Raw genomic sequence first — 20,995 nt, forward strand, 5'->3', positions numbered from 1 at the left:
ATATCGAGGAAAATAAAAATAACATTTTAAATCAGTGGCTTAATTAAATGGTGAGCGACTCAATTACCCCTAAAGTGGTAGGTTTAAGAAAGAGAACATTTATGAAAATGAGCCTTTGTGGTGCAAAATTGATCAACATGGTGCAAAAATCTAAATATTTTATCGATAGCATTTAATTAACATTATTTTCTGTAAGTGATTTGATTTTAAGTTGTTGTAATTTATGGTTATTTTTCTTGGTTGGGAAAGGGGTGAATAGTGGTGCGTAAATTGCTTTATTAAAAAAGAGAAATTTTCACCGCGAAGAGTGGTTAGTAAGAGGCGCTCTGTTAGAACGGTGGAAACAATAAAAAGAACATTGCACGAGGGAAGAGTGATGAGTTCAAACAAGGATTGGATCAAATCAACGTGTGCTTACTGTGGCGTAGGTTGTGGTATTGAAGTAAGGCCAACTGCTTCGGGGAAACTGGAAGTGCGTGGCGATAAAGACCACCCATCGAATTATGGCAAGTTGTGTACAAAGGGCGCTGCACTGGGAGACACCGTAACACCAATTGGCCGTTTAACTCAGCCGATGCAAAGAGTCGAAAGCGGACAACAACTTCTACCTTGGAGTAGCGCATCTCAGCTGGTGGCAGACAAGTTCAAACAAGCGATAGAACAGCATGGCCCAGACTCTGTCGCCTTTTATGTGTCAGGCCAACTACTGACTGAAGATTACTATGTGGCTAACAAGCTGATGAAGGGTTTTATTGGTAGCGCTAACATCGACAGTAACTCTCGCCTTTGTATGGCATCTAGCGTGGTTGGGCATAAACGCGCGTTCGGTACTGATACTGTTCCTGTTTGTTATGAAGATTTAGAGCAAGCCGAAGTGGTCGTCATCACTGGATCAAACCTCGCTTGGTGTCACCCTGTACTGTTTCAACGCTTAAGAGCAGCCAAGCAAGCTAACCCAGACATGAAAGTGATCGTCATTGACCCGCGCTACACCGACAGCTGTGAGATTGCCGATATACACATGGCATTGGAATCTGGTTCCGATGTCGCTCTATTCAATGGTTTGTTGGCTTACTTAGATGATAACGACCAGCTTGACTCTGATTACATTGAAAATCATACCCAAGGTTTTACGGAAGCGATTCGAACAGCCACAGATTATCGCTATACCGAATCAGGTTGGGGCAACAAAAGCGTTCCTGAACTGACTGGGCTTAGCGAGCAACAACTCGAACAGTTCTATCAGTTGTTTGCATCTAATGAGAAGGTGCTCACCATCTATTCCCAAGGCGTGAACCAATCCACACAAGGTTGTGACAAGGTAAACGCCATTATCAACTGTCATTTAGCGACTGGCAAAATTGGTAAACCGGGCATGGGACCATTCTCGGTAACAGGCCAACCGAATGCGATGGGTGGGCGTGAAGTGGGCGGCCTAGCCAATACCTTAGCCGCGCACTTTGAATTTGGTGATCCACAATCACACCAAACCGTTAGCAAGTTTTGGCAAACCGACAGCTTAGCCACTCACGCAGGCTTGAAAGCCATCGACCTGTTTGATGCCATGAATGAAGGCAAGATAAAAGCGGTGTGGATCATGGCGACGAACCCTGTTGTAAGCCTGCCAGATAGCGAAAAAATCAAAACTGCTTTGGAGAAATGCCCGTTTGTGGTGGTGTCGGACTGTATTGCCGATACGGAAACCACTCGCTTGGCCGATGTAGTGCTACCCGCGCAAGGGTGGAGTGAAAAGTCGGGCACCGTAACCAACTCTGAGCGTCGAATCTCACGCCAACGCCGCGTATTACCAAGCCCAGGAGAAGCGAAACCTGATTGGTGGATATTAAAAGAAGTCGCGCAAAAAATGGGATTCAAAGAGCAGTTTGATTACCGCCACGAAGGCGAGATCTTCAAAGAGTATTGCGAGATGACAGCACTAGGTAATGAGACAGGTAAAGCTCGCGATTTATGCTTAATCGGGCTTACTCAGTTAGATGAGAAAGGCTATAGTGAACTGACTCCGCAGCAATGGCCAGTACTTGAATATCAACCAAAGATCATTGAACAGCGCATGTTCACCGATGGCGAGTTCTTTACTGAATCCGGCAAGGCGCAGTTTATCGCGGTTGAGCACGACAAGCCGATTGCCGATACCAGTGTTGAATTCCCACTGATTATGAACACAGGTCGAATCCGAGACCAATGGCACACCATGAGCCGAACTGGCTTAGCCGCAGGTTTAGGTGAACACACACCAGAACCCTTTGTCGCCATGCACCCAGATACGGTTGCAGAGCTTGGTTTAGAAGAGTTTGGCTTAGATGCTTTCAACCACGCCACTATTAATCCGGTAGTGAAAGTGCGCAGCGCACAAGGTGAATGCCAGGCTCGCTTAGTGGTGACCAAAGAGATGCGCCGTGAACAGGTGTTTATGCCTATTCACTGGAATGCGCCGACCGCCAAAGACAGCAAGCCGTGTGACCTGATATTGCCTCATACCGATGCAGCTTCAGGCCAACCAGAATTTAAACACACACCTGTTGTGGTAGAGCCGTGTGGCTATCGCAGTGAAGCTGCCTTAGTCAGTGAGAAGGTGATGGATTGTAGTGGGTTTGATTACTGGGTTCGCCAAAGAGTGGAGGGTGGTTTTCTGTATCGTATTTCTTCATCGAAGAATCCAATGGAGTTGGTGATTCAGCTTGCCAACACCCTTGATGCCTTACCAGAACCGAATACAGAGGCGATTAAATCACTCCATTACCACGGCAATAAATCATTCAAGAACTACGGCTCTGCCAAGTTGGATCAGTTTGGTGTAAAGCAAGCATTCGTCGTGAACAGTAAGCTCGACCATCAAAGCATCGATTGGCTGGTGGGATGTTTAATCCGAGAGGCTGATGAAGAGTTTGAAGCCGAGTTTTTGAGTACATTGGCGAAGTAGATACTTATCGAAATAGGTCCAGAGTAAAACGCCGACAATAATGTCGGCATTTTTATTTTCTGACGAACATTCTTGATCATATTTACCAATCATCGTGCTAAATGAATAATTTGAACGAATACCTCGGTTAGGCTGCAGAGTCATATAAAAAATGACAAGCGACACACATATTCATGCTGTTTCTTTATTTGCGTGCAAATATATACAATATTTCTATTTATTCCTGGTGTATGATGCCAGAGTTTTCGTAAGGTACTGTTATTAAATGACTTATTTGTCAATTTAATCGATGGTGAGATTGCTTTACGAAGTGCCTCGGAAGTACCCAATGTTTATTGGGTGATGAATCCTGTTCAAATTACATTAAATAAAGACCAGTTTATGAGAACTCTTCTATCTGAATGCTTACATTTCACTTGCTCAAATTTTAAAAGCATATTTAAAATTTTCGGCGGTTTCATCATCACGATGTCATGTTTAGGCGTATGGCTTGAACATTCATTTTCTGTATCAGAAAACCTCTGGGTCTACGCGGTATATCTATGTGTATATTCTTCTATTTACACTTATCTAATCGCTATTTTTATCAATTTTATGGCTTCGTCTACTAATGGGTTTGATATTGAACGCTCCGTATCTTGGAGAGTTTGGTCCAGATTAATGATCGTTTATATTATTTATTCTTTAATTGTTTTAGTTGGAACGATTGCACTGATTATTCCGGGATTGTATCTAGCTGCGCGATACAGTTTCGTAGAGTTCGAAGCTGTACTAAATAATAAATCTCCACTGTTTGCGTTGGAAAAAAGTTGGCGAGATACCAAAGGTATCACTATGAAGTTGATTAAAATATCTCTGTTGTTGGGGTGCCTTAATTTTATCCTTAATTTCGTGATTGGTTATATTGGAGAGGTTTACCCGACGTTACAAGTAGCGACAGGGATACTAACATCAATTTTATCCCCTGTTTTATTGATATTCGGCTCTATTGTCTACTTTAGAGTTTACATTACGAATGTTGATGCTGCTGAAATGCCACTAGGAAATGAGGCATAACAAGAGTGGGGTTAACTTCCTGTATTAACTAAATTTCTTAGAGCTATCATCTAACAAAAAATAATATCAAATTTAAATTTGGTTAGACGGATATATTTAGGTTCTTGTATCAGAGAACCTAAGTTTTCCGTCATTTCTTAGCTGCCTATTCTCTATAAACACTTAATTAAGTTAGAAATGAATTCTGACGAAGATTCCCCCTGTGTGACGTAAAAGATGGGTATTTATCTACGACTTATTAATAATTAAAAAGTCATTATTAAAACAATAATATAAAGGACAAATCCATGTTCAAAAGAGCAATTGTTGCTTCAGCCTTACTTTTAAGTTCTTCTGCATTCGCTAATATTGCCGTTGAGGTTAAGAATGAATCTAGAATCTATGATGTAGAATTAACCAGTAAAGATTATCAAACATCTCGATACTCACCAAACCCTCAAGACACCATTATCGCTAAATCAAGTGACCGTTTTAATGTCTCTAGCAATTATCCCAATGTAGTTCGCTTGGTTGATTTTGAATATCAGTATAGTGATAGTTCAGTCTATGACGCACCGCGCTGTCATTTCCGTTTTGTTGCTTTAATCGATCCGCGAACAGGCACTATGTTGCCTCAAAAAGTAATCGCAGAGAATGAGAGCAGAAGTTACCGAGATCGTGCGATTTGTACTGGAAAACTTGATTATTTCAATGTTGTAACCGGAGACGCAAAAGTTACCTTCACTATTAATCGTAGAAAATACTAGTTTTATAAATAGTAGTAATTTAGCTAGGTAAACAACCAAACGCCGACAACCATATCGGCGTTCTTTGACAACTTGTCAGCGACTAGCTTAGCCGCTATTTCAGCGCCACTTACCAACTATAACTCCACATGGAAACCTAGATCTCAATATCCGTGCTAGGTGAAGTGGGAGGCATGTTTGATGTGCGAAAAGCTAGTTATAAACATAAGTTCAAACAATAAAAATGATTCGTTATACATGGCATTGCTTGCTTGTTGTACCCAATGAGTAAGGAACGTGCGTCAGAATTAGCAGTTCAGTTAATAAAGCAGATTTATATGAAAATAAGGTTTTTAATTGTCCCATTAGTTTCCATGTTTATGGGATGTCATGATTTAAGAAAAATAGAGGAGGTGCCGAACGATAAGTTGCCTCCTGCTGCGCCAGTATCAGAAGAAGAACCGATCAATACGTTGCCTCCTGTTGCGCCAGTATCAGAAGAAGAACTGATCAATACGTTGCCTCCTGTTGTGCCAGTATCAGAAGAGGAGCCGAGCAATACGTTGCCTCCTGCTGCGTCAGGATCAGAAGAAGAACTGGAGTTGCCAGAAACCCTCCCTAATTTGGAAAGAGAGCCGACACTTGTTGGTGTGGATAATGACGATAATGGCATTAGGGATGATATTGAAAGATATATCGATAATAACTACCTCGAACTGGACCAGAAACAGGCAGTTGAGCAGTATGTTAAAGCACTACAGCAAACTTTGATCATTGATCTAACAGATATCAACGCGGTCAAAAGTGCCAATAGAAAACTTTCAGAAGCTGATCATTGTATTTATAGCCGCTTTGATGGAAGTAATAATAGTAAGCAACCGGCGCAAGTATCCCAAGAGCTTGAGTCCATAACAACGAACACAAAAGAAAGACTATTAGCGTATCTCGCCTTTGCCAGAGCCTTGAATGGTACTTCCTGGTCGATTCCAAAAGGAGATACCTGTGAATAAAATTATTCGATACATCTCATCTTTTAGTATTGGCCTATTCCTCTCATCGGTATTGACTTTTACAGCGTCTGCACAGGTAACCACTGAAGGAGATATTTGTAGAAACACAGATGTGGTCGTCGCTTTTTTTAATGGTGTTAACACTACGCCAAGTGGAGCAAACAGAGCAAAAGAAGAGCTAAAAAGAATCCATGGAGAAAAGTCGGTTACAGGAGACTCCATCCAGTATGAGGTTTTTTACAACTACACCGATGGTTTTGAAGACTTTGTTGAAACCTTCGAACAACGTCTTTTGGAGCAAGGCCGCATATTGGAAGGGCGTTATGAGCTCTTTTTTGAAATTATGAGAGGCGATGGCCCTTGGTGGTCGAGTATTATTGAAACTGCCTCTTCGACTGCTGCTCTATATGAAGCTATTGGTGATAGATTTCGGGCTGATACTATTCAAAGCCTTACATCATTGATGGGAAATCCACCTACTACCGCTAACTATTCAGAACATCAGGCCAAGATCGATAACTGGGTCCTTAAAGGCTTTAAGCTACTTTTTGTAGCCCATTCTCAGGGTAACCTTTTTGCGAATGCGGCCTACGAATATACAACAACAAAGGTAAATGAAGACTCCGTTAAAGTTGTTCACGTAGCTCCGGCATCACCGTCTCTTAATGGTGAGCATACATTGGCTGATCTGGATTTGGTGATAAATGGGTTAAGACTTGTGGGCAGTGTACCGAACATTACAGACAATATTCCAGGCTACTTGTTCAGGCCGAGTGGTGTTAATGGTAGTAAGGATATTCTCGGTCATGGTTTTATTGAAATATATATCAACCAAAAGCTAGATATATCGAACAGATTGAGAACGCAGATCAATGATGCATTGAATACACTGACCGCTCCTCCCGCAGAAGCGTCTCAAGGTTTCTTTACAGCACAATTAACGTGGGACGGCAAAGGAGATGCGGATCTTCATGTGACAGAGCCTAGTGGGGAGCATGTTTATTACAGCAACAAGCAAGGTTCATCAGGGTATTTAGATGTAGACAATACTAGGGAGTACGGTCCTGAGCATTATTTTAGTTCGTGTGATCCAGCTAGTCTTAAAACAGGGCTTTATTCAGTGTCTGTCGCGAACTTTTCTCGTGCTACTGGCCGGTTAGCAACCGTACAGATTGATTCGACGACCAATGGAGCACTTGGCACAAAAAGTGTGACATTAGGTGGAGCGACAGGTGATAAGCCTGAATACCACTTGTTTAATGTGCTAGTTACTAAAAACGAAGAAACGGGAAAATATACCGCAAGTATTGAGTAAGATGTGCACTCGTTAATTTAACACAACACGCTGAAATCCAAACGCCGACAACTCTGTCGGCGTTTTTCCATTCGCCACGGCAACGCTAACTTTTATCTATCGAACCTCACGTCGTTTATCCATCATCGCGTCACACACAAACCTAAAATCAACTATCCCGTCTGGACAAGGATGGATATGGATAAAATGATAAGTAATACACATATTCATACGATTTCTACATTTAATTGGAGTTATTAGGAATACTTCTGTTTTTCGTCATGTATGATGCGACTTTCTTACTAAGGTATTGTTATTAAATGACTTAATTGTCAATTTAATAGCTGTTGCTATTAGTAGGCGAACTATTTCAATTATAAACAGCGTCAATGTTCGGTCTCGGAACCGTTATCAGTAAAAGGGCTAGGTATGTATTTTTGGAACATCAAAGGCTTAAAGGCGGACATCAAAGCCGATAAGTTGTCGGAGAAAGATCGTTTTCGGTATGTATTTATATATATCGCGTTGGGTACGCTCGCGATGTATGGCTACGCCAATGGCTTTTCAAATACCTGGGAGGTTATCGAATCAATCAGTTTCAGCGTCATCGTTCTTCTAGGGACCTATTTTGCTTATAGAGCGAATGGTGCAGAAAATGGGCGAGACTTCTTAGGTCGCTATTTTGGTATCAGCTTTGTTGTGGGTTTGAGGTTTCTCATTTTTATGTTGCCTCTCTATATCCTGTTATTTTTCTATTACTTTTCAGTGATATCTGATGATGGCGATATTGCTACCACAGGCGTTGATGTTGCGATATCGATGAGTTTAAATATCTTACTGTATGCGCGCATTGTTAAGCATATGGGCGACGTAAGAGATTAATAATAAACCATGTAATCAGGCGGGTAACGTGGGGCGTGCGCTTGGGTTTACATTTGTCTGCAACTCAGTTGTCTTTAGGTTTCTTTGCATAAAAGGCAGAGCTTTAGGAGTTAGCTCATGGATTATGAAACGAAAATACAACTTGCTCTAAAAGAGTTAAGTGACAAAGGTGTTTGGAAGTCGAACTATAACCCCCCAATAGATAGATTGTTGCGTAAACTCGGGTTTCGTATACGGCCACCTTACTATCAGGGCTTTTTCTCAAATTTTGTGTTTTGTTTGGTCTATTTCGCTCCTATATGGTGGGGTTTTGAATGGTTTTTGGATTGGAATGAGGTTGGGATATCTATGCTAGAAGCTGCCTATAAATCATTGCAATGCGGGGCTTTGTTTGGCTTGCTTATGTCAATCTTCTACGCCATAAGACGTAAGCAGTTAAACCTAACAGATTGGGATTCATTAGGTGAATGACCGCAAACCTATCAACAAGGTTCAGAGTCTAGCTCAACACCTTAAATTTTAGGCTTTGTGTTTAGAATAGTTTTGCTGTGGTAGAAAGCTGTAAAACATCTCGTGAGGTCTCCGAGTGATTCAAAACACAGGGTATTTTGGAGTTTAAATTAGATGTATAAACTTGAAATTTTCTGTACGCCTGAACAACAAGAGCGAGTTCTTAGCACTTTACATGAGTCCGGTGTCGACAGGATTGGAAACTATGACCACTGTTGGGCTATCGGGTCAGTTATCGGGTCTCACCGAGCGCTTGATGGATCTACGCCTGTGTTTGGGAGCAAAGGAAAAGTCGAAAATTACCCGCTATTAAAAGTTGAAATCAACGTGGCAAAGAGCCAAGTGAAACCAATTGTTGATCAGCTTAGCGAGTCCCTCGGCTGGGAGGAACCTTTAGTCAATGTTTTCAAAATCTATAACTCTGAGTTCGATCTTTGAAGATACTTTGGTGGTCGCTAAACGGCTTAAGTAGACTCAAAGTCTTAGAAAGTAGGATAAATAAAAATGCTATACCACTTACTGACCGAAAGTGATTACAAAGAATACCAAAGCACAGAAACCTATGAACCCGCATCCTTGAAGGACGAAGGCTTTATCCACCTTGCTTATGAAGAGCAACTGCAAAAAATTGTAGATTGTTTCTTTGTGGGAGTGGCGCAAGCATATCTTCTAGAAATCGACAAAAACGCGATTGCTAGAGACTTAAGAGATGAGCCGCCAGTAGGGACTGAAGATGATGGGGCACTCTACCCACATTTATACAGTCCACTTTCTAAGCAAGCCGTGATTAGAACAATAAAGTTAGTCGCGGATTCATCAGGTGCGCTAAAAGTAAACCTGTAACAATCGAGTATTCCTATCGGCTCTGTACCATTCAAAACAAGCAGCACTTAATCGTTTGTTGTTTTGGCTCTACAGAGCTTTTTGTTTCCATCAAGTTAAGGAAAACAATGCAAGTTAAAGCAGTTAAAGACGCATATAACGCATACTTTTATTTTAATAACGAGCGAACCCTTTCAACCGATTTAGCCAGTGAACTGATTTCAATTGAAGATGATGGCTTCACTGTTTTTATCGATAAAACACGTAAGTACGACAACCAGATCCTCATTGATGGCGTTTGCAATTCCGCGAGCTTAGAGGCAGACCTCAAACTATTTAAAGATGGTATCTCACCTGAGATTTCTATTGCGCCTAACGCTTTAACAGCAGAGCTGAAATCATGGTTATCGAAACATCAGTTTGTGCCCGCTTTTGAGCATGAGTTTCTTGAGCTATCCGCAGAAGGCTATGTAGAAAAGCCGAGTACTGAAAAATCAAGCGCAGAACCATTGATTGCAGAAATATCCAGCGTAGAACCGTTGAGCGATGTAGGTAAAGTCACGATTGAGCGATGGACACAAGATAATGCCGATGAGTTTTTGGCTTTGCTCAAAACATCCGGTTTAGAGTGTTCAGACCAAATTTGGCAGCAGAAACGCGCGCTCTATTGCACGGATACTTTCCGTTGTTACGTTGCGAAAATAGAGGGTAAACCGTGCGCTTGGGCGACGAGTTTCATCAACAACGAACACGCCATACTTGCCAATGCGTATACACAAGAGCGCTATCGTTCAAAGGGATGCCAAACGGCGCTGTTAAGATCTCGAATCGAAGATGCCATCGCCTTAGGGGCAAAGGTACTTTTAACCGACGTAATGCCAAACAGCACCAGTAGCAAAAATTGTAAATCGATCGGTTTTCGCTCGGTTGGCGTACGAAGTGTATGGTGTAAAGATTAGAGATAGGGCGATCTACCAAGAGAAAATTATGAATACAACGGATGTAATGCAAGAGTACAACGAATTTGAGCGAAAGCGTTTTAACTCATTCAATGGTATTAAAGTAACAGAGAACAACCTGACTAAGTTCGTATCTAACGATCGTCATGGTAGCTATATCTCCTTTTTCGACTTCGATGAAAGCCTCACAGACTCTATCGTAAAAGAGCAACTCGCGTACTTTAAGCAGCGTAACTTATGTTTTGAATGGAAGACGTACAGTACCGACAAACCAACGAACATCAGTGCCGTATTGCTCGAGAATGGTTTTGAGCAGGATGAGCACGAGTCATTCATGGTGTTGGACCTGTCTAAGGCCACATGCGAGCCCTTTGATGAAGGTAAGATCACCGAGGTGACGGACAGCAAAGGCATTCGCGATGCAATCAAAGTCCAAGAGCAAGTTTGGGGTGGCGATTTCGAATGGCATTACAACCATTTAGTCAGCCTTAAACAGCACGCTCCCGATTCAGTGTCTATCTATGTCGTGTATGTCGACGACCAGCCTGTGACCTCAGCGTGGATCATATTTAATGGAAGCAGCCCGTTTGCAGGTATTTGGGGCGGAAGCACCATCGAAGCATTTCGAGGTAAAGGCTATTACAGTTTGCTACTGAACAAACGCATTGAGGAAGCCAAATCGAAAGGGGTTAAATACCTTACCATCGATGCTTCTGACATGAGTAAACCCATTGTATCCAAACGTGGTTTTGAAGTGATCGCGATAACCATAGGGTATACCTCACCAAGTAGCGAGTAATGTGTTTTAAAGGAGTAAAGAGTGAATAATCAAGTACGTGTAGGTGTGGCTGCGGTCATTTTCCGGGAAGGACGCATTCTACTTGGCGAGCGCATAGGCTCTCATGGTGCGAATACGTGGGCGACGCCTGGTGGGCACCTTGAACTGAGTGAAAGCATTGAAGAGTGCGCACAGCGAGAAACCCTTGAAGAGACAGGGTTAGAGGTCGGCGCTTTTAAGAAGCTCGGCTTTACCAACGATATCTTCGAAAAAGAAGGCAAGCACTATGTCACCTTGTATGTTGTCGCGACCAGTACTAGCGGTGAGCCTCAAGTCATGGAGCCTCATCAGTGTAAGCAGTGGCAATGGTTCGACTTAGATGAACTGCCAGAACCTCTGTTCTTACCTTTGGTGAACTTGTTGAAGGAGCCGGTAAACTTCAAGAATTTTGACTAGTCAGAACGCCCATACTTGGTACTGAAAGAACATTGGGTTATCTTGTTCACTCTTTTACAACGTAATGATTCAATTGAAAATTCAAAGGAAAGCATGGCAGTTTTAGACATTCTTACCGCACCGGACCCAAGGCTTAAAGTGAAAGCGGAAGAGGTGCAAGATGTATCGACGGTACAAACACTCATCGACGATATGTTAGAAACACTCTATGCCACTGATAATGGTATCGGTTTGGCATCCACTCAAATCGGACGTAAAGAGGCCGTGGTGGTTATCGATATTTCAGACAGCCGAGACCAACCGTTAATCTTGGTGAACCCGGTAGTCGCAAGTGGCTCCAACAAAGCTTTGGGCCAAGAAGGCTGCTTATCAGTGCCTGATTACTATGCGGATGTCGAGCGTTTTACGTCTGTGGCTGTTTCTGCTCTCGACCGAGAAGGGAAGCCAATCACCATTGAAAGCGATGACTTTCTCGCTATCGTCATGCAGCATGAAATTGACCATTTATCGGGTAACCTATTTATTGATTACCTGTCGCCACTAAAGCGTCAAATGGCGATGAAAAAAGTTAAAAAGTACCTAAAAGCGCACGCTTAATTCGGTTTATAAATCACCATCTCTTCAAACCCAACGCGTGAATTTCAACACATCAGCGTTGGGTTTTGTCGCTATCCTCCTCAATTTTGTGTACTACTCCTTTCATGTTACACGGCTTTTCAATAGGTTGATCCGTTCCCTTAGTTATGTTGCATATGCAGGCGAGTGCTTTTAGTTTGGTTCTCGTGTTTCATTCAGTTTTAACGTTCACAAAAGGTAAATGATGATCCAAGTAAAAAATGTTGCTTTTGATAGTGAAAATGAACAATCAATTCGTTCTATTCGCGAGAACGTTTTTATTAACGAACAATTTATCGCACCTGAAATAGAGTTCGACGGGTTAGACAGTTCGGCCATCCATGCCGTGGTGACTGTCGATGGAAAGCCTGTCGGCACGGGCCGTATTTTAAGCGACGGTCACATTGGCCGTATTGCCATCATGAGAGATTTTAGAGGACAGGGGCTTGGCTCGAAGATTGTTTTATCGCTCATCGATGAAGCGAAGAAGAGCGGTTACCAGCGCGTGTATCTTGGCTCTCAAAAGCAAGCCATCGACTTCTATACCAAGCTGGGATTCACACCATTTGGAGAAGAGTTCATGGAAGCAGGCATTGTGCACTTGTCTATGGAAAAAGCGTTAGCTTAACGGGTTCATGCAACCAGCATAACCAAGACACTGATGGCAGCAGTGTAACGCTGTTGCCCTCATCAAAACATGGTTTGATAAAGCACTAACTTAGTAAAGCTATCAAAGCAATAAGATAGTAAAGGAATATAATGAAGAAAAACCTCGTGGTTGGCGGCTCTTTACTGGGCGTTGTAGCACTCTTTTTCGTTGGCAAACACAGAGGCGAAGAACTGACCCTTGCCCCTTGTGATATGGGTGAAAAAGTCGAAACTCCCGTTCACTTTTTTACCGATGCATCGATGAGCGAGTCAAAAATTCAGAAGATGATAGGCTACTCTAATCTTGTTCTGCAAAACTCATGCGTACCAATGGAGCGAACATTATCAGGCATCACTAGAATCGACCTTTCTGGTTTCCAAGATGCGGAAAGCAGCAAGCTGCACAAACAGTTAGTCAACCTGGTTGGCGATGAGGTGTTGGAACCCATGCAGCGAGAGGGGAGCTACTATGCACTGATTCTTCCTGAAGACCACGAGTTCTCAGACGACGGAACCTTTGGTACGGTTGATCTGAATTTAAGCCGTAGCTTTTTAGTGCTGTCATCTGCAGCAGAGGTAGGGGTACTTGAGCATGAACTCGGTCATTTGGCTTGGGCTTGGCACAACGACACTCCCGATCACTGGCTCAAAGGTATGTTGCTACAAGAAAACCATGATTATATAAAACCTTACTCTTTCGGCGCTTTGTGCCGGGAAGCGGGCACCGTGATGACCTACGCTGAAAAAGTATTGCCCGTGTATTCCTCGCCAAACATTCAATACTACGGAAAAGCATGTGGTGATGCAGAAAAAGCAGACAACGCAAGGCACATGCGAGAGTTTGCTCAGTCACTTGCTTTAAATGCCGCAACATAGGCATTTAAGACAATAAATGAATAAATACCGACCCTAAAGGTCGGTATTTTAATTCGTCAGCTCTAATTAGAGCCACACTCCAACATAAAGCCATCTTCAGTGCGGCGTAAAGTGATCGTCGTGCTGGCCTCTAATTCCCCCTCCGGTAAATAAACCGCGCAGTTTTCGAACCCAGCAGAGTTAGCTGAATTGATCGTTTCATATACCTCTTCTGAACTGTCTACATTTTCACCTGCGTAAACAATAACGTTATCGATTTGGGCAAGCATCTGGTCGGAATTTTGTGCTGCTTTAGCGTGAGCGAAAACAGAAACAGAACCAAGAGCAAGAAACAGTAAAGCCTTTTTCATTTTATACCTCGTAAGAGTTTAGGGTTGGTGTTGAGGGGCTAATATACATCTTAATGTTTGCAGATCAATAAAAAATTATCGATTAACAATAATTTTTTGTTGTTTTGTGTTTGTTCTACCATGCGCATAATGGTGAAAGCCTTCGGTTTTATTGGGCTGTTCGCTCTTAATTAACCCTTTGCTCGGTTGCGAAATTTTTTAGTGCCTACGTTCTCGCTCCGTCATTTTTTGACGCAGCAAACCGCTTGATGACTTTTAATGTATCCGTTCTGTGGGGCGATTCGCTGGTGGTGGGGGCTATTGGCTAAACGTGTGGAGTCGTCGATCAAGATTGATTCACAACACATGGTATTTAGTGCTGAATCGGTGTCGGCTCAGAACATGAGTAGTTGAGTGGATTAATCGTCTCAGTCACATCCATCATTGATTCATAACACGCGGTGCTTTTGGTTCCAGTAATGTTTGTAGCCAAGCTAGCGCTTCAAAACGTTTGGCACTGTACTTAGCAGGATTAACCGAGCACTAAGCACCATGAAATTAATCGTGATGACAAAAATTATCAGTGCACAAAAGGCTTCATCACTGCGGAGCTTTAGGTATAGAATTCGATAGATAAAGACCATTAAACTTACAAGGATAAATACCAAGGTCTACCAGTGTGTTGAAAGCGGCGATGTAACGCCATAGAAAACTCAAGCCAAATGGATGAGTGCCAAGGCTTCATGAGCCACTAAAAATGAACCGTTACACGCGGCGTTAAAGTGTTAGAAGTATCAATAAGATAACTTGATTTTAAGTATGAAATACTGATTGATTAAACGATCTGTTTCACATACCATCTCTCGAATCTTGAATGTCGTTCTGTAAAATTATCAGCAAGAGACTAGCCGACATTGCCGCTTAATCATCATGCTACCGACAGTTCTGGAACCAAAATGCTAAGGCGGCGGGGAAAAACCAAACTGCAAGATGACGACTCACTCACACATTGCGCCATTTTCTGCATTTTGCCGAAACTATATAGAAAATTTCTGTGTTTCATCATGTTCGCTTCAGAAGCAAGCAGGTAAGGTGTTGTTATTAAATTAGTTATTAGGCAGCTCCCAAACGGTTCAGGTTACTAGATTGAATAGTCCTAGGGACAAAATGCAGAATTATTCTGTCTAATAGAGCTGTTATGCAATTATGAGGAAATAATGAAATTCGTATATATCTTTATTGTAGCAGCGGTAGCTACAGTGCACATATACATAGGATGGGAAACTAAGACTTCCCCATTAGACTTTAATTTGATCTTGCTACTTTTAATCCCTTTTTTAACTTTTGTTTGGAAAGACGCTTCAGTAATAAAATTTGGTTCCAAGGGATTAGAGCTTGAGAAGTTAAAAAGTGATGTAAACAAGACTATCAAGCATGTGGCGCATGGTGATTCTGTTGATCATAAATCTATAAACAACTTGTATACATCTGTTGAAAGTAATGATTGGCTTAAGCTTGTGCTTTCCAGAATGTTAATGAGAAAGGGGTTAGTTGCGTTAGTTCCTGATCATGAGTTAGGTGTTTCACCTTCTTTAAATAAGCTAATTCCAATGTGTCAATCACAGGGTAAAATTACTGAATCAGAGGTGGCTGAACTAGAACGCTTACGCAATATAACTTTTTATGCTGAATGGTGGGACGGAGACGTTCCGACTCATGAAGATTGGAAGTGGGCTTTAGAAACAGGGCAAGCAGTGGTTCAAAAGCTCTTTGACAAACAGCCAATTGCATAACAAAACGTTCAAGAGCGATTCGTAAACGCGTGCCATTTTCGCTTCGCTCCAATTGTGGCACATGTTCACTCATGCCTTAACGTGGCGTTATATTGGTATTTGAGTTTGGAGTAAAAGTGAGTGATGTATTAGGTTCAATTGGTCAAGCTATAAGCTTAGCCAAACGTTTGAGAGATATAAGTAAAAATATAGAAGATGCAGAGTTTAAGAATCTACTCGCTGATCTAAATCTGGAATTAGCGGATACAAAGCTCGCACTGGCAGATGTAATCGAACAAAACTCGCAACTAAAATTGGAAATTAATGAGCTCAAAAACTCTCAAGGAAGCAATCTCAATAAACTCGAATTTAGAAAATTTGCATACTTTAGTTTAGATGATGATGGTCCATTTTGCTCAGCTTGTTATGAAACTAAAAATCAACAAGTTCGTCTAAGTAAAGTTTCTGGTGCATTCCTTAGATTTGGTCACCATAAGTGTCCTTCTTGTAAGCAATATTACGGAGGGTAACCAATATAACAAAGCATTTAAGAGTGATTCGCAACGCTTGGCAGTTTCGCTTCGCTCAAGTATAGCTAAGCGTCGCTCATACCTTAATGTGGCGTTATATGCTTCAGCACCATTATTAATCAAATGAGGATATATGAACGGAATTGAAAAAATTGAGTTTCTTGAAAAACTCGGTGTTGAGCTGCAATCACGAATGACATTTGATGACATCGATATATATTTTTCGGGGCATAAAATCGACCTAAAAAATATGAATCCAAACACTAACAGTAAGCGAGTCTACGCCAAAGATGTACTCGCAAAAGTTGATGAAGATGTGTTGTTTAAAATCGCAAGTGAGTTGGGTGTTGATTCCCCCTTTTCGAATAAGAGTGTGGAAAATGCGACATTCTGGAAAGCTGGTCACTTTCGTTTGTTTTTAAGCCATTTAGCAATATTCAAAGTTCAAACATCTCGCCTTCAATCTGCTTTACGACGTTATGCAATTTCAAGTTTTGTAGCACATGAAGACATTGAGCCGACAAAAGAGTGGCAAAGTGAAATTGAGGCTGGCTTGCACACAATGGATGCTCTAGCTGCAATTTTGATGGATGGTTTTAAGGAAAGTAACTGGTGTGATCAAGAAGTTGGAGTAGCAGTTGGGCGTGATGTTTTGATTATCCCTGTACGTAAAGGACTAGATCCATATGGTTTCATTGGGAAATATCAGGGTATTCAAGCCGCTAATAAAAGCGTTGCTGAAGTGGCTGACGCAATTTTCAGAACATTAGTAAAGTCACCGAAAACCAATGCCAAAATTCTTTCAGCTCTATCAAATGCAATAATCCAAGCAACGGATGTTGAAGATGCATTGGACAAAGTCAGAATCATGAAGTCTATTGATAGTATTTCAACTGAGATTTTAGAAAATCTAAAGCAGCAAGTGTCAGAAAATAAAATTTTAGTCGAATCAAGTGACTTTATTAACTCGCTCAATAGCATGTTGCTTAAATTCAATGTTCAAAAAATTATTCTATTTTCTCAACCTAAGCAAGAAGAATTGGATGATATTCCGTTTTAGAACAGCACATAGCAAACGCTTTAAGACGGGTTCGCAACACGTGGCATTTATGGTTTGCAGCAAATTTAGTGATTTAGGTGGTTTGCAGAAACATAGTATGGCATTGCTCACCACTTAAACGGGGTTAGTTTTACAAAAGTTACTCTCAGAAAGTTAGAAGGAATAGAAATGAGTAATCAAGTGCTAGTTGTAATGCCCGAAGGGCAGACAGAGATGGTTCCTATTATGCAGAGATCATTGATGTCGGTTAGGGAAGAGCTCCGTGATGACCCATATATAATAGAAGCAATAAAAGTGCTTCAAGTTGGTGGTTATCGAAGCTCAATAGGCTCATTCTGGAATGCAGTTGTTGACGATTTAAGAAACAAGATTATCTTTCGTAGTATAAAACTATTTAACCAATCTGTAGATCTTCCTCGTAAAGTTGAATCATACGAGGACTTTCAAAACTTTGTTAATGATGACCAGTTAATCGAAGGTGCATACAAAATAGGTGTCATTGGTTGGGAAGCTAGCAAAGTTTTGAGGCATGCGAAAGAAACGCGTCATATTTTTTCAGGACATCCAAAAAGTAGTGATCCGTCAATAATCAAAGTGCTAGCAATGATGGATGATTGCATCAAATATGTTCTTAATGCTGAATATCCAGCACAAATTATTGATGTGAATGACTATGTGTCTAACCTAGCGGAGCAAACATTTGATCGAAATGTCGTCGCAATAGAAAGCGCTTTAGGGGATCTGCCAGAGATCTATAAAACGGAGTTGGCAAATAGGCTATTTAATTCATATATTCACCCGCAATCAACGAGCGTTCTACGTTCAAATATTGAGTTTGTAGCCCCAATACTATGGCGTGTTCTTCCTAAAGATATCAAGGTACAGGTTGCGCGTCGCGTAGATCAGGAAATTCAGAGAGGTAACGCTGAAGTTACAGAGTCATCATTCAATTTCATTGAGCTGGTAAAGACACAAGGTTATTTATCGGTTGTGGCACGACGTTACCAAATAACTCCTTTAGTTCAGGCTCTATCTGCAGCTTTTGATGATTTTCCAAGAGAAAACGATGCGGTAAAAGCATTAGTACCATACGCTAGCCTCATTCCAGATGATCTACTTCCAGAGTATGTACTTTCAATAACAAAAACATATGTCGGCAGAATGGGATCTAGTGCTAGGTGGAACCGTACAGACTTTTATGCTGATGGTGCAGCTATGTACATCCCCGATATGTTTAAATCGTTCGATGATCACGCAGCGAGTTACTTTGTTGAGGGTGTTTTAAGTAATGATCTGCTAAAAAGGCGCATTGAAGCACCTGCTAAGCTTCGCAGGTTACGTATTTTAGGGAACATCGTATTAGAAAAGATTTCCGCATCTTTTCAAGAAAGGCAATTTATCGAAGCTTTATGTGACGAACAACGTGAGGAAGACTTTTTTGGGCTTCTGAGACGATAAAACTAACAAAGCATTTAAGAGTGATTCGCAACGTTTGGCAGTTTCGCTTTGCTCAAGTATTGCCAGGCGCCGCTCACACCTTAATGCGACGTTATATGCTCACGAGTAACGAGACAATATTAGGAGTTTATTTTTGAGAACATTGATCAATTCGTTACAAGAAAATACTGTCAGCAGGCTCAAAAATCCGCTGGTAGGTGCTTATGTATTTTCTTGGACAATCTGGAACATCACGGATGTAATGCTGTTTATTCTCAGCAGCAGCGCTGCGAAAATAGCGATGATCAATGAATCTGCTTTTGAGGTAACTAATGACTTACTGTTTCCATTAGGTATCTCTTTGGTCTACCTGTTAGTGGTCCCTATCCTAAATATGCTTTATGAACGAGTTGTTGATGGGTTTATAAATAAGTACCGAAATGCTTTCAAACAAAAAACTTTGCAAGAGCATTATTATACCGTTAAGAGAACAACTATTGCTAAATTAGACTCAGACGAAGAAGAAAACAGGAAATTGCGCGATAGGCAGTTAGATACTTGGGCCGACGAAAAGCAGCGAATGTCAGAAACTATCATCCAGTTTAGGTCTGAACATGCCGATAAAATGGCTAAAATTGACAACGAAGTATCAAGTTATCGAGAAGAAATTCAGAGGCTTACATCTGAAGTATATGACCTCGGCGCTAGAGAAGAATCTCTCAGACAAGAGTTAACTCACATTGTGCGTGATGTAGGTTTGGGAATCGAAAAACTAACATACGTAACAAACCTACCTGAAAGTACATTGTCCCTAATCCAGGACATGAGTAATACAACTAGGGCAGCTCACAAAGTTTTGAATATTCCTTTGTTAACGCAAAGCTCGTCTCACTTATACAGTGAGCCACCTATGGATTTCGATGACGACATTCCATTTTAGCAGGGCATATAAAAAAGCGTTTAAGACGGATTCTCAACGCTTGGCATTTTCAGTTCAAGTTTGGGTTTCGTGTTTTCGGCGCAATGGTTTGGGTTTGTGGCAGCGTTGCTCACATTTTAATACGGCGTTATGTGTATTAATGGAAATCGATGATAACAATGAATAATAGTGAAAATTTTAAACTTCTATGGTGGGGCATTTTACTGATTGTAGTTGGTATTTACCTGTATGGTCGATATCCACTCCTCATTGAAGGCAATCCCAATTACTTTGACGCAGTAGTTTTCCTTGTTTGGGTTGCCGTTGCACTAGCGCCAATATTCAAAGATATGAAGTTGTTTGGTCTACATCTAAAGCAAGATATCGATCAACTGAAAAAAGATTTGAATCATCAACTTTCGCTGATGAAGGTTGAACTACAGTCATCAATTGAAGTCTCTTCATCGAATAGTAACCACGTACATATTGGTTCAAACCCTATGATTCCCGCGTCTGACTCTGAGTTACCAGATATTGAAAAACATATAGCGGAAACACTCAAAAAGTACGGGCTAAGTGACAAAGTTAGTGGCAGTACTGCAAGTCTTGTTGGCGAAAATGTCCAACGTTCAAATGTTGAATTGTTTAAGGTTCGCTATTCATTCGAGAAGTTGCTGAACAATTATGCGCGTTTGAATGGTATCGATCCGAGGCGTAGTCCAATTACAAAGACTATAAGAAACTTAGCTAATCAAGAAATTATAAGTTCTGAGTTGGCTGGAAGTGTTTTAGAAATCATGGCGATCTGTAACTATGCAATCCATGGTGAGGAAATATCAGAGAAGCAACGGAAGCTTGTTGAAAAGTCTGCGTATGGTCTGTATGAAGCACTGAAACAATCTTTAAAATCATATGCATAACAAAGCATTTAAGAGTGATCGCAACGCTTGGCGGTTTCGCTTCGCTCAAGTATAGCCAAGCGCCGCTCATACCTTTATGCGGCGTTATATTTCTTCCAGAATATTGAAATTGGAGTAATGATGAAAGTAAAAGAGTTGCAAGAGAAATTGTCTAAATTAGACCCTGAATTACAATTGATTTTGTCTACAGAAGACGAAGACGTTCTTAATAATCAAGAGTTATTCAAGTTGTTTGATGTACAAGATATAAATGTAATGGAAGTAGAACCAACTCGAGATGCATATCGTAAACCTACTCTCATCATTGGAAAATCTGAGGGTTCTGTAAAAATGGCTATGGTCAATATCAGTGGGGACTTTTAGCTATACATATAACAACTGTTTAAGAGCGATTCACAACACACGGCATTTCACTGTGAGTGAATAAGGTAGTTTGCTCTGGCTACGATATTGCGT

Annotated in this window: 23 protein-coding genes; 22 read left to right on the top strand and 1 reads right to left on the bottom strand. The window is 41.3% G+C overall.

What is annotated here, in order from left to right; translation table 11 throughout:
- Nucleotides 1-358 precede the first annotated feature (358 nt).
- From F0228_RS01090 to F0228_RS01160, 15 genes are all read left to right on the top strand, one after another.
- Complete coding sequence (locus F0228_RS01090) at nucleotides 359-2,941, top strand: nitrate reductase (RefSeq protein ID WP_171761801.1); 2,583 nt, start codon at nucleotides 359-361, stop codon at nucleotides 2,939-2,941.
- A 381-nt stretch (nucleotides 2,942-3,322) separates the two neighbouring features.
- Nucleotides 3,323-3,997 carry a hypothetical protein gene (locus F0228_RS01095; RefSeq protein WP_061031340.1) on the top strand — a complete coding sequence of 225 codons (675 nt, stop codon included), beginning with the start codon at nucleotides 3,323-3,325 and terminating at the stop codon, nucleotides 3,995-3,997.
- A gap of 287 nt (nucleotides 3,998-4,284) precedes the next feature.
- Nucleotides 4,285-4,743, top strand: a complete 459-nt coding sequence (locus F0228_RS01100; protein WP_017107819.1) for a hypothetical protein — start codon at nucleotides 4,285-4,287, stop codon at nucleotides 4,741-4,743.
- A 263-nt stretch (nucleotides 4,744-5,006) separates the two neighbouring features.
- Nucleotides 5,007-5,732 carry a hypothetical protein gene (locus F0228_RS01105; RefSeq protein WP_171761707.1) on the top strand — a complete coding sequence of 242 codons (726 nt, stop codon included), beginning with the start codon at nucleotides 5,007-5,009 and terminating at the stop codon, nucleotides 5,730-5,732.
- Nucleotides 5,725-7,047 carry a hypothetical protein gene (locus F0228_RS01110; protein ID WP_239938234.1) on the top strand — a complete coding sequence of 441 codons (1,323 nt, stop codon included), beginning with the start codon at nucleotides 5,725-5,727 and terminating at the stop codon, nucleotides 7,045-7,047. The genes F0228_RS01105 and F0228_RS01110 overlap by 8 nt, the downstream gene beginning before the upstream one ends.
- A gap of 408 nt (nucleotides 7,048-7,455) precedes the next feature.
- Complete coding sequence (locus tag F0228_RS01115; protein WP_061031132.1) at nucleotides 7,456-7,908, top strand: hypothetical protein; 453 nt, start codon at nucleotides 7,456-7,458, stop codon at nucleotides 7,906-7,908.
- 117 nt (nucleotides 7,909-8,025) lie between these two features.
- A complete protein-coding gene (locus F0228_RS01120; protein ID WP_171731642.1) occupies nucleotides 8,026-8,379 on the top strand; it encodes a DUF6404 family protein in 354 nt (117 codons plus the stop codon).
- Between the two features lie 153 nt (nucleotides 8,380-8,532).
- Nucleotides 8,533-8,856 carry a hypothetical protein gene (locus tag F0228_RS01125; protein WP_171761708.1) on the top strand — a complete coding sequence of 108 codons (324 nt, stop codon included), beginning with the start codon at nucleotides 8,533-8,535 and terminating at the stop codon, nucleotides 8,854-8,856.
- 66 nt (nucleotides 8,857-8,922) lie between these two features.
- A complete protein-coding gene (locus F0228_RS01130) occupies nucleotides 8,923-9,261 on the top strand; it encodes a DUF952 domain-containing protein (RefSeq protein ID WP_171761709.1) in 339 nt (112 codons plus the stop codon).
- 107 nt (nucleotides 9,262-9,368) lie between these two features.
- Nucleotides 9,369-10,199 carry a GNAT family N-acetyltransferase gene (locus F0228_RS01135; protein ID WP_171761710.1) on the top strand — a complete coding sequence of 277 codons (831 nt, stop codon included), beginning with the start codon at nucleotides 9,369-9,371 and terminating at the stop codon, nucleotides 10,197-10,199.
- A 28-nt stretch (nucleotides 10,200-10,227) separates the two neighbouring features.
- Nucleotides 10,228-10,998, top strand: a complete 771-nt coding sequence (locus tag F0228_RS01140) for a GNAT family N-acetyltransferase (protein ID WP_171761711.1) — start codon at nucleotides 10,228-10,230, stop codon at nucleotides 10,996-10,998.
- A 21-nt stretch (nucleotides 10,999-11,019) separates the two neighbouring features.
- Nucleotides 11,020-11,433, top strand: coding sequence for an NUDIX hydrolase (locus F0228_RS01145; protein WP_061031128.1), 414 nt, complete (start codon nucleotides 11,020-11,022; stop codon nucleotides 11,431-11,433).
- A gap of 93 nt (nucleotides 11,434-11,526) precedes the next feature.
- A complete protein-coding gene (gene def, locus F0228_RS01150; protein WP_171761712.1) occupies nucleotides 11,527-12,030 on the top strand; it encodes a peptide deformylase in 504 nt (167 codons plus the stop codon).
- Between the two features lie 223 nt (nucleotides 12,031-12,253).
- On the top strand, nucleotides 12,254-12,676 hold the full coding sequence (locus tag F0228_RS01155) for a GNAT family N-acetyltransferase (protein WP_105058062.1): 423 nt from the start codon (nucleotides 12,254-12,256) through the stop codon (nucleotides 12,674-12,676).
- A 131-nt stretch (nucleotides 12,677-12,807) separates the two neighbouring features.
- Complete coding sequence (locus tag F0228_RS01160) at nucleotides 12,808-13,572, top strand: hypothetical protein (RefSeq protein ID WP_171761713.1); 765 nt, start codon at nucleotides 12,808-12,810, stop codon at nucleotides 13,570-13,572.
- Between the two features lie 62 nt (nucleotides 13,573-13,634).
- Here F0228_RS01160 and F0228_RS01165 read toward each other — a convergent pair whose 3' ends face one another.
- Complete coding sequence (locus F0228_RS01165) at nucleotides 13,635-13,922, bottom strand: hypothetical protein (protein WP_116870796.1); 288 nt, start codon at nucleotides 13,920-13,922, stop codon at nucleotides 13,635-13,637.
- A 1,196-nt stretch (nucleotides 13,923-15,118) separates the two neighbouring features.
- Here F0228_RS01165 and F0228_RS01170 point away from each other — a divergent pair.
- From F0228_RS01170 to F0228_RS01200, 7 genes are all read left to right on the top strand, one after another.
- Nucleotides 15,119-15,694 carry a hypothetical protein gene (locus F0228_RS01170; RefSeq protein WP_171761714.1) on the top strand — a complete coding sequence of 192 codons (576 nt, stop codon included), beginning with the start codon at nucleotides 15,119-15,121 and terminating at the stop codon, nucleotides 15,692-15,694.
- Nucleotides 15,695-15,810: 116 nt separating this feature from the next.
- On the top strand, nucleotides 15,811-16,203 hold the full coding sequence (locus F0228_RS01175; protein ID WP_171761715.1) for a hypothetical protein: 393 nt from the start codon (nucleotides 15,811-15,813) through the stop codon (nucleotides 16,201-16,203).
- A gap of 133 nt (nucleotides 16,204-16,336) precedes the next feature.
- Complete coding sequence (locus tag F0228_RS01180; RefSeq protein ID WP_171761716.1) at nucleotides 16,337-17,263, top strand: toll/interleukin-1 receptor domain-containing protein; 927 nt, start codon at nucleotides 16,337-16,339, stop codon at nucleotides 17,261-17,263.
- 168 nt (nucleotides 17,264-17,431) lie between these two features.
- Entirely contained in the window at nucleotides 17,432-18,721 is a 1,290-nt protein-coding gene (locus tag F0228_RS01185; RefSeq protein WP_171761717.1) for a hypothetical protein, read from the top strand.
- Between the two features lie 133 nt (nucleotides 18,722-18,854).
- Nucleotides 18,855-19,640 (top strand): hypothetical protein, encoded by a 786-nt coding sequence (locus F0228_RS01190; protein ID WP_171761718.1) that lies wholly within the window; start codon nucleotides 18,855-18,857, stop codon nucleotides 19,638-19,640.
- Nucleotides 19,641-19,789: 149 nt separating this feature from the next.
- On the top strand, nucleotides 19,790-20,539 hold the full coding sequence (locus F0228_RS01195; RefSeq protein ID WP_171761719.1) for a hypothetical protein: 750 nt from the start codon (nucleotides 19,790-19,792) through the stop codon (nucleotides 20,537-20,539).
- Nucleotides 20,540-20,656: 117 nt separating this feature from the next.
- Nucleotides 20,657-20,902, top strand: a complete 246-nt coding sequence (locus F0228_RS01200; RefSeq protein ID WP_171761720.1) for a hypothetical protein — start codon at nucleotides 20,657-20,659, stop codon at nucleotides 20,900-20,902.
- The last annotated feature ends 93 nt before the right edge of the window (nucleotides 20,903-20,995 follow it).

This window comes from Vibrio sp. 99K-1, from assembly GCF_013114585.1.
Lineage (GTDB): Bacteria > Pseudomonadota > Gammaproteobacteria > Enterobacterales > Vibrionaceae > Vibrio > Vibrio chagasii_B.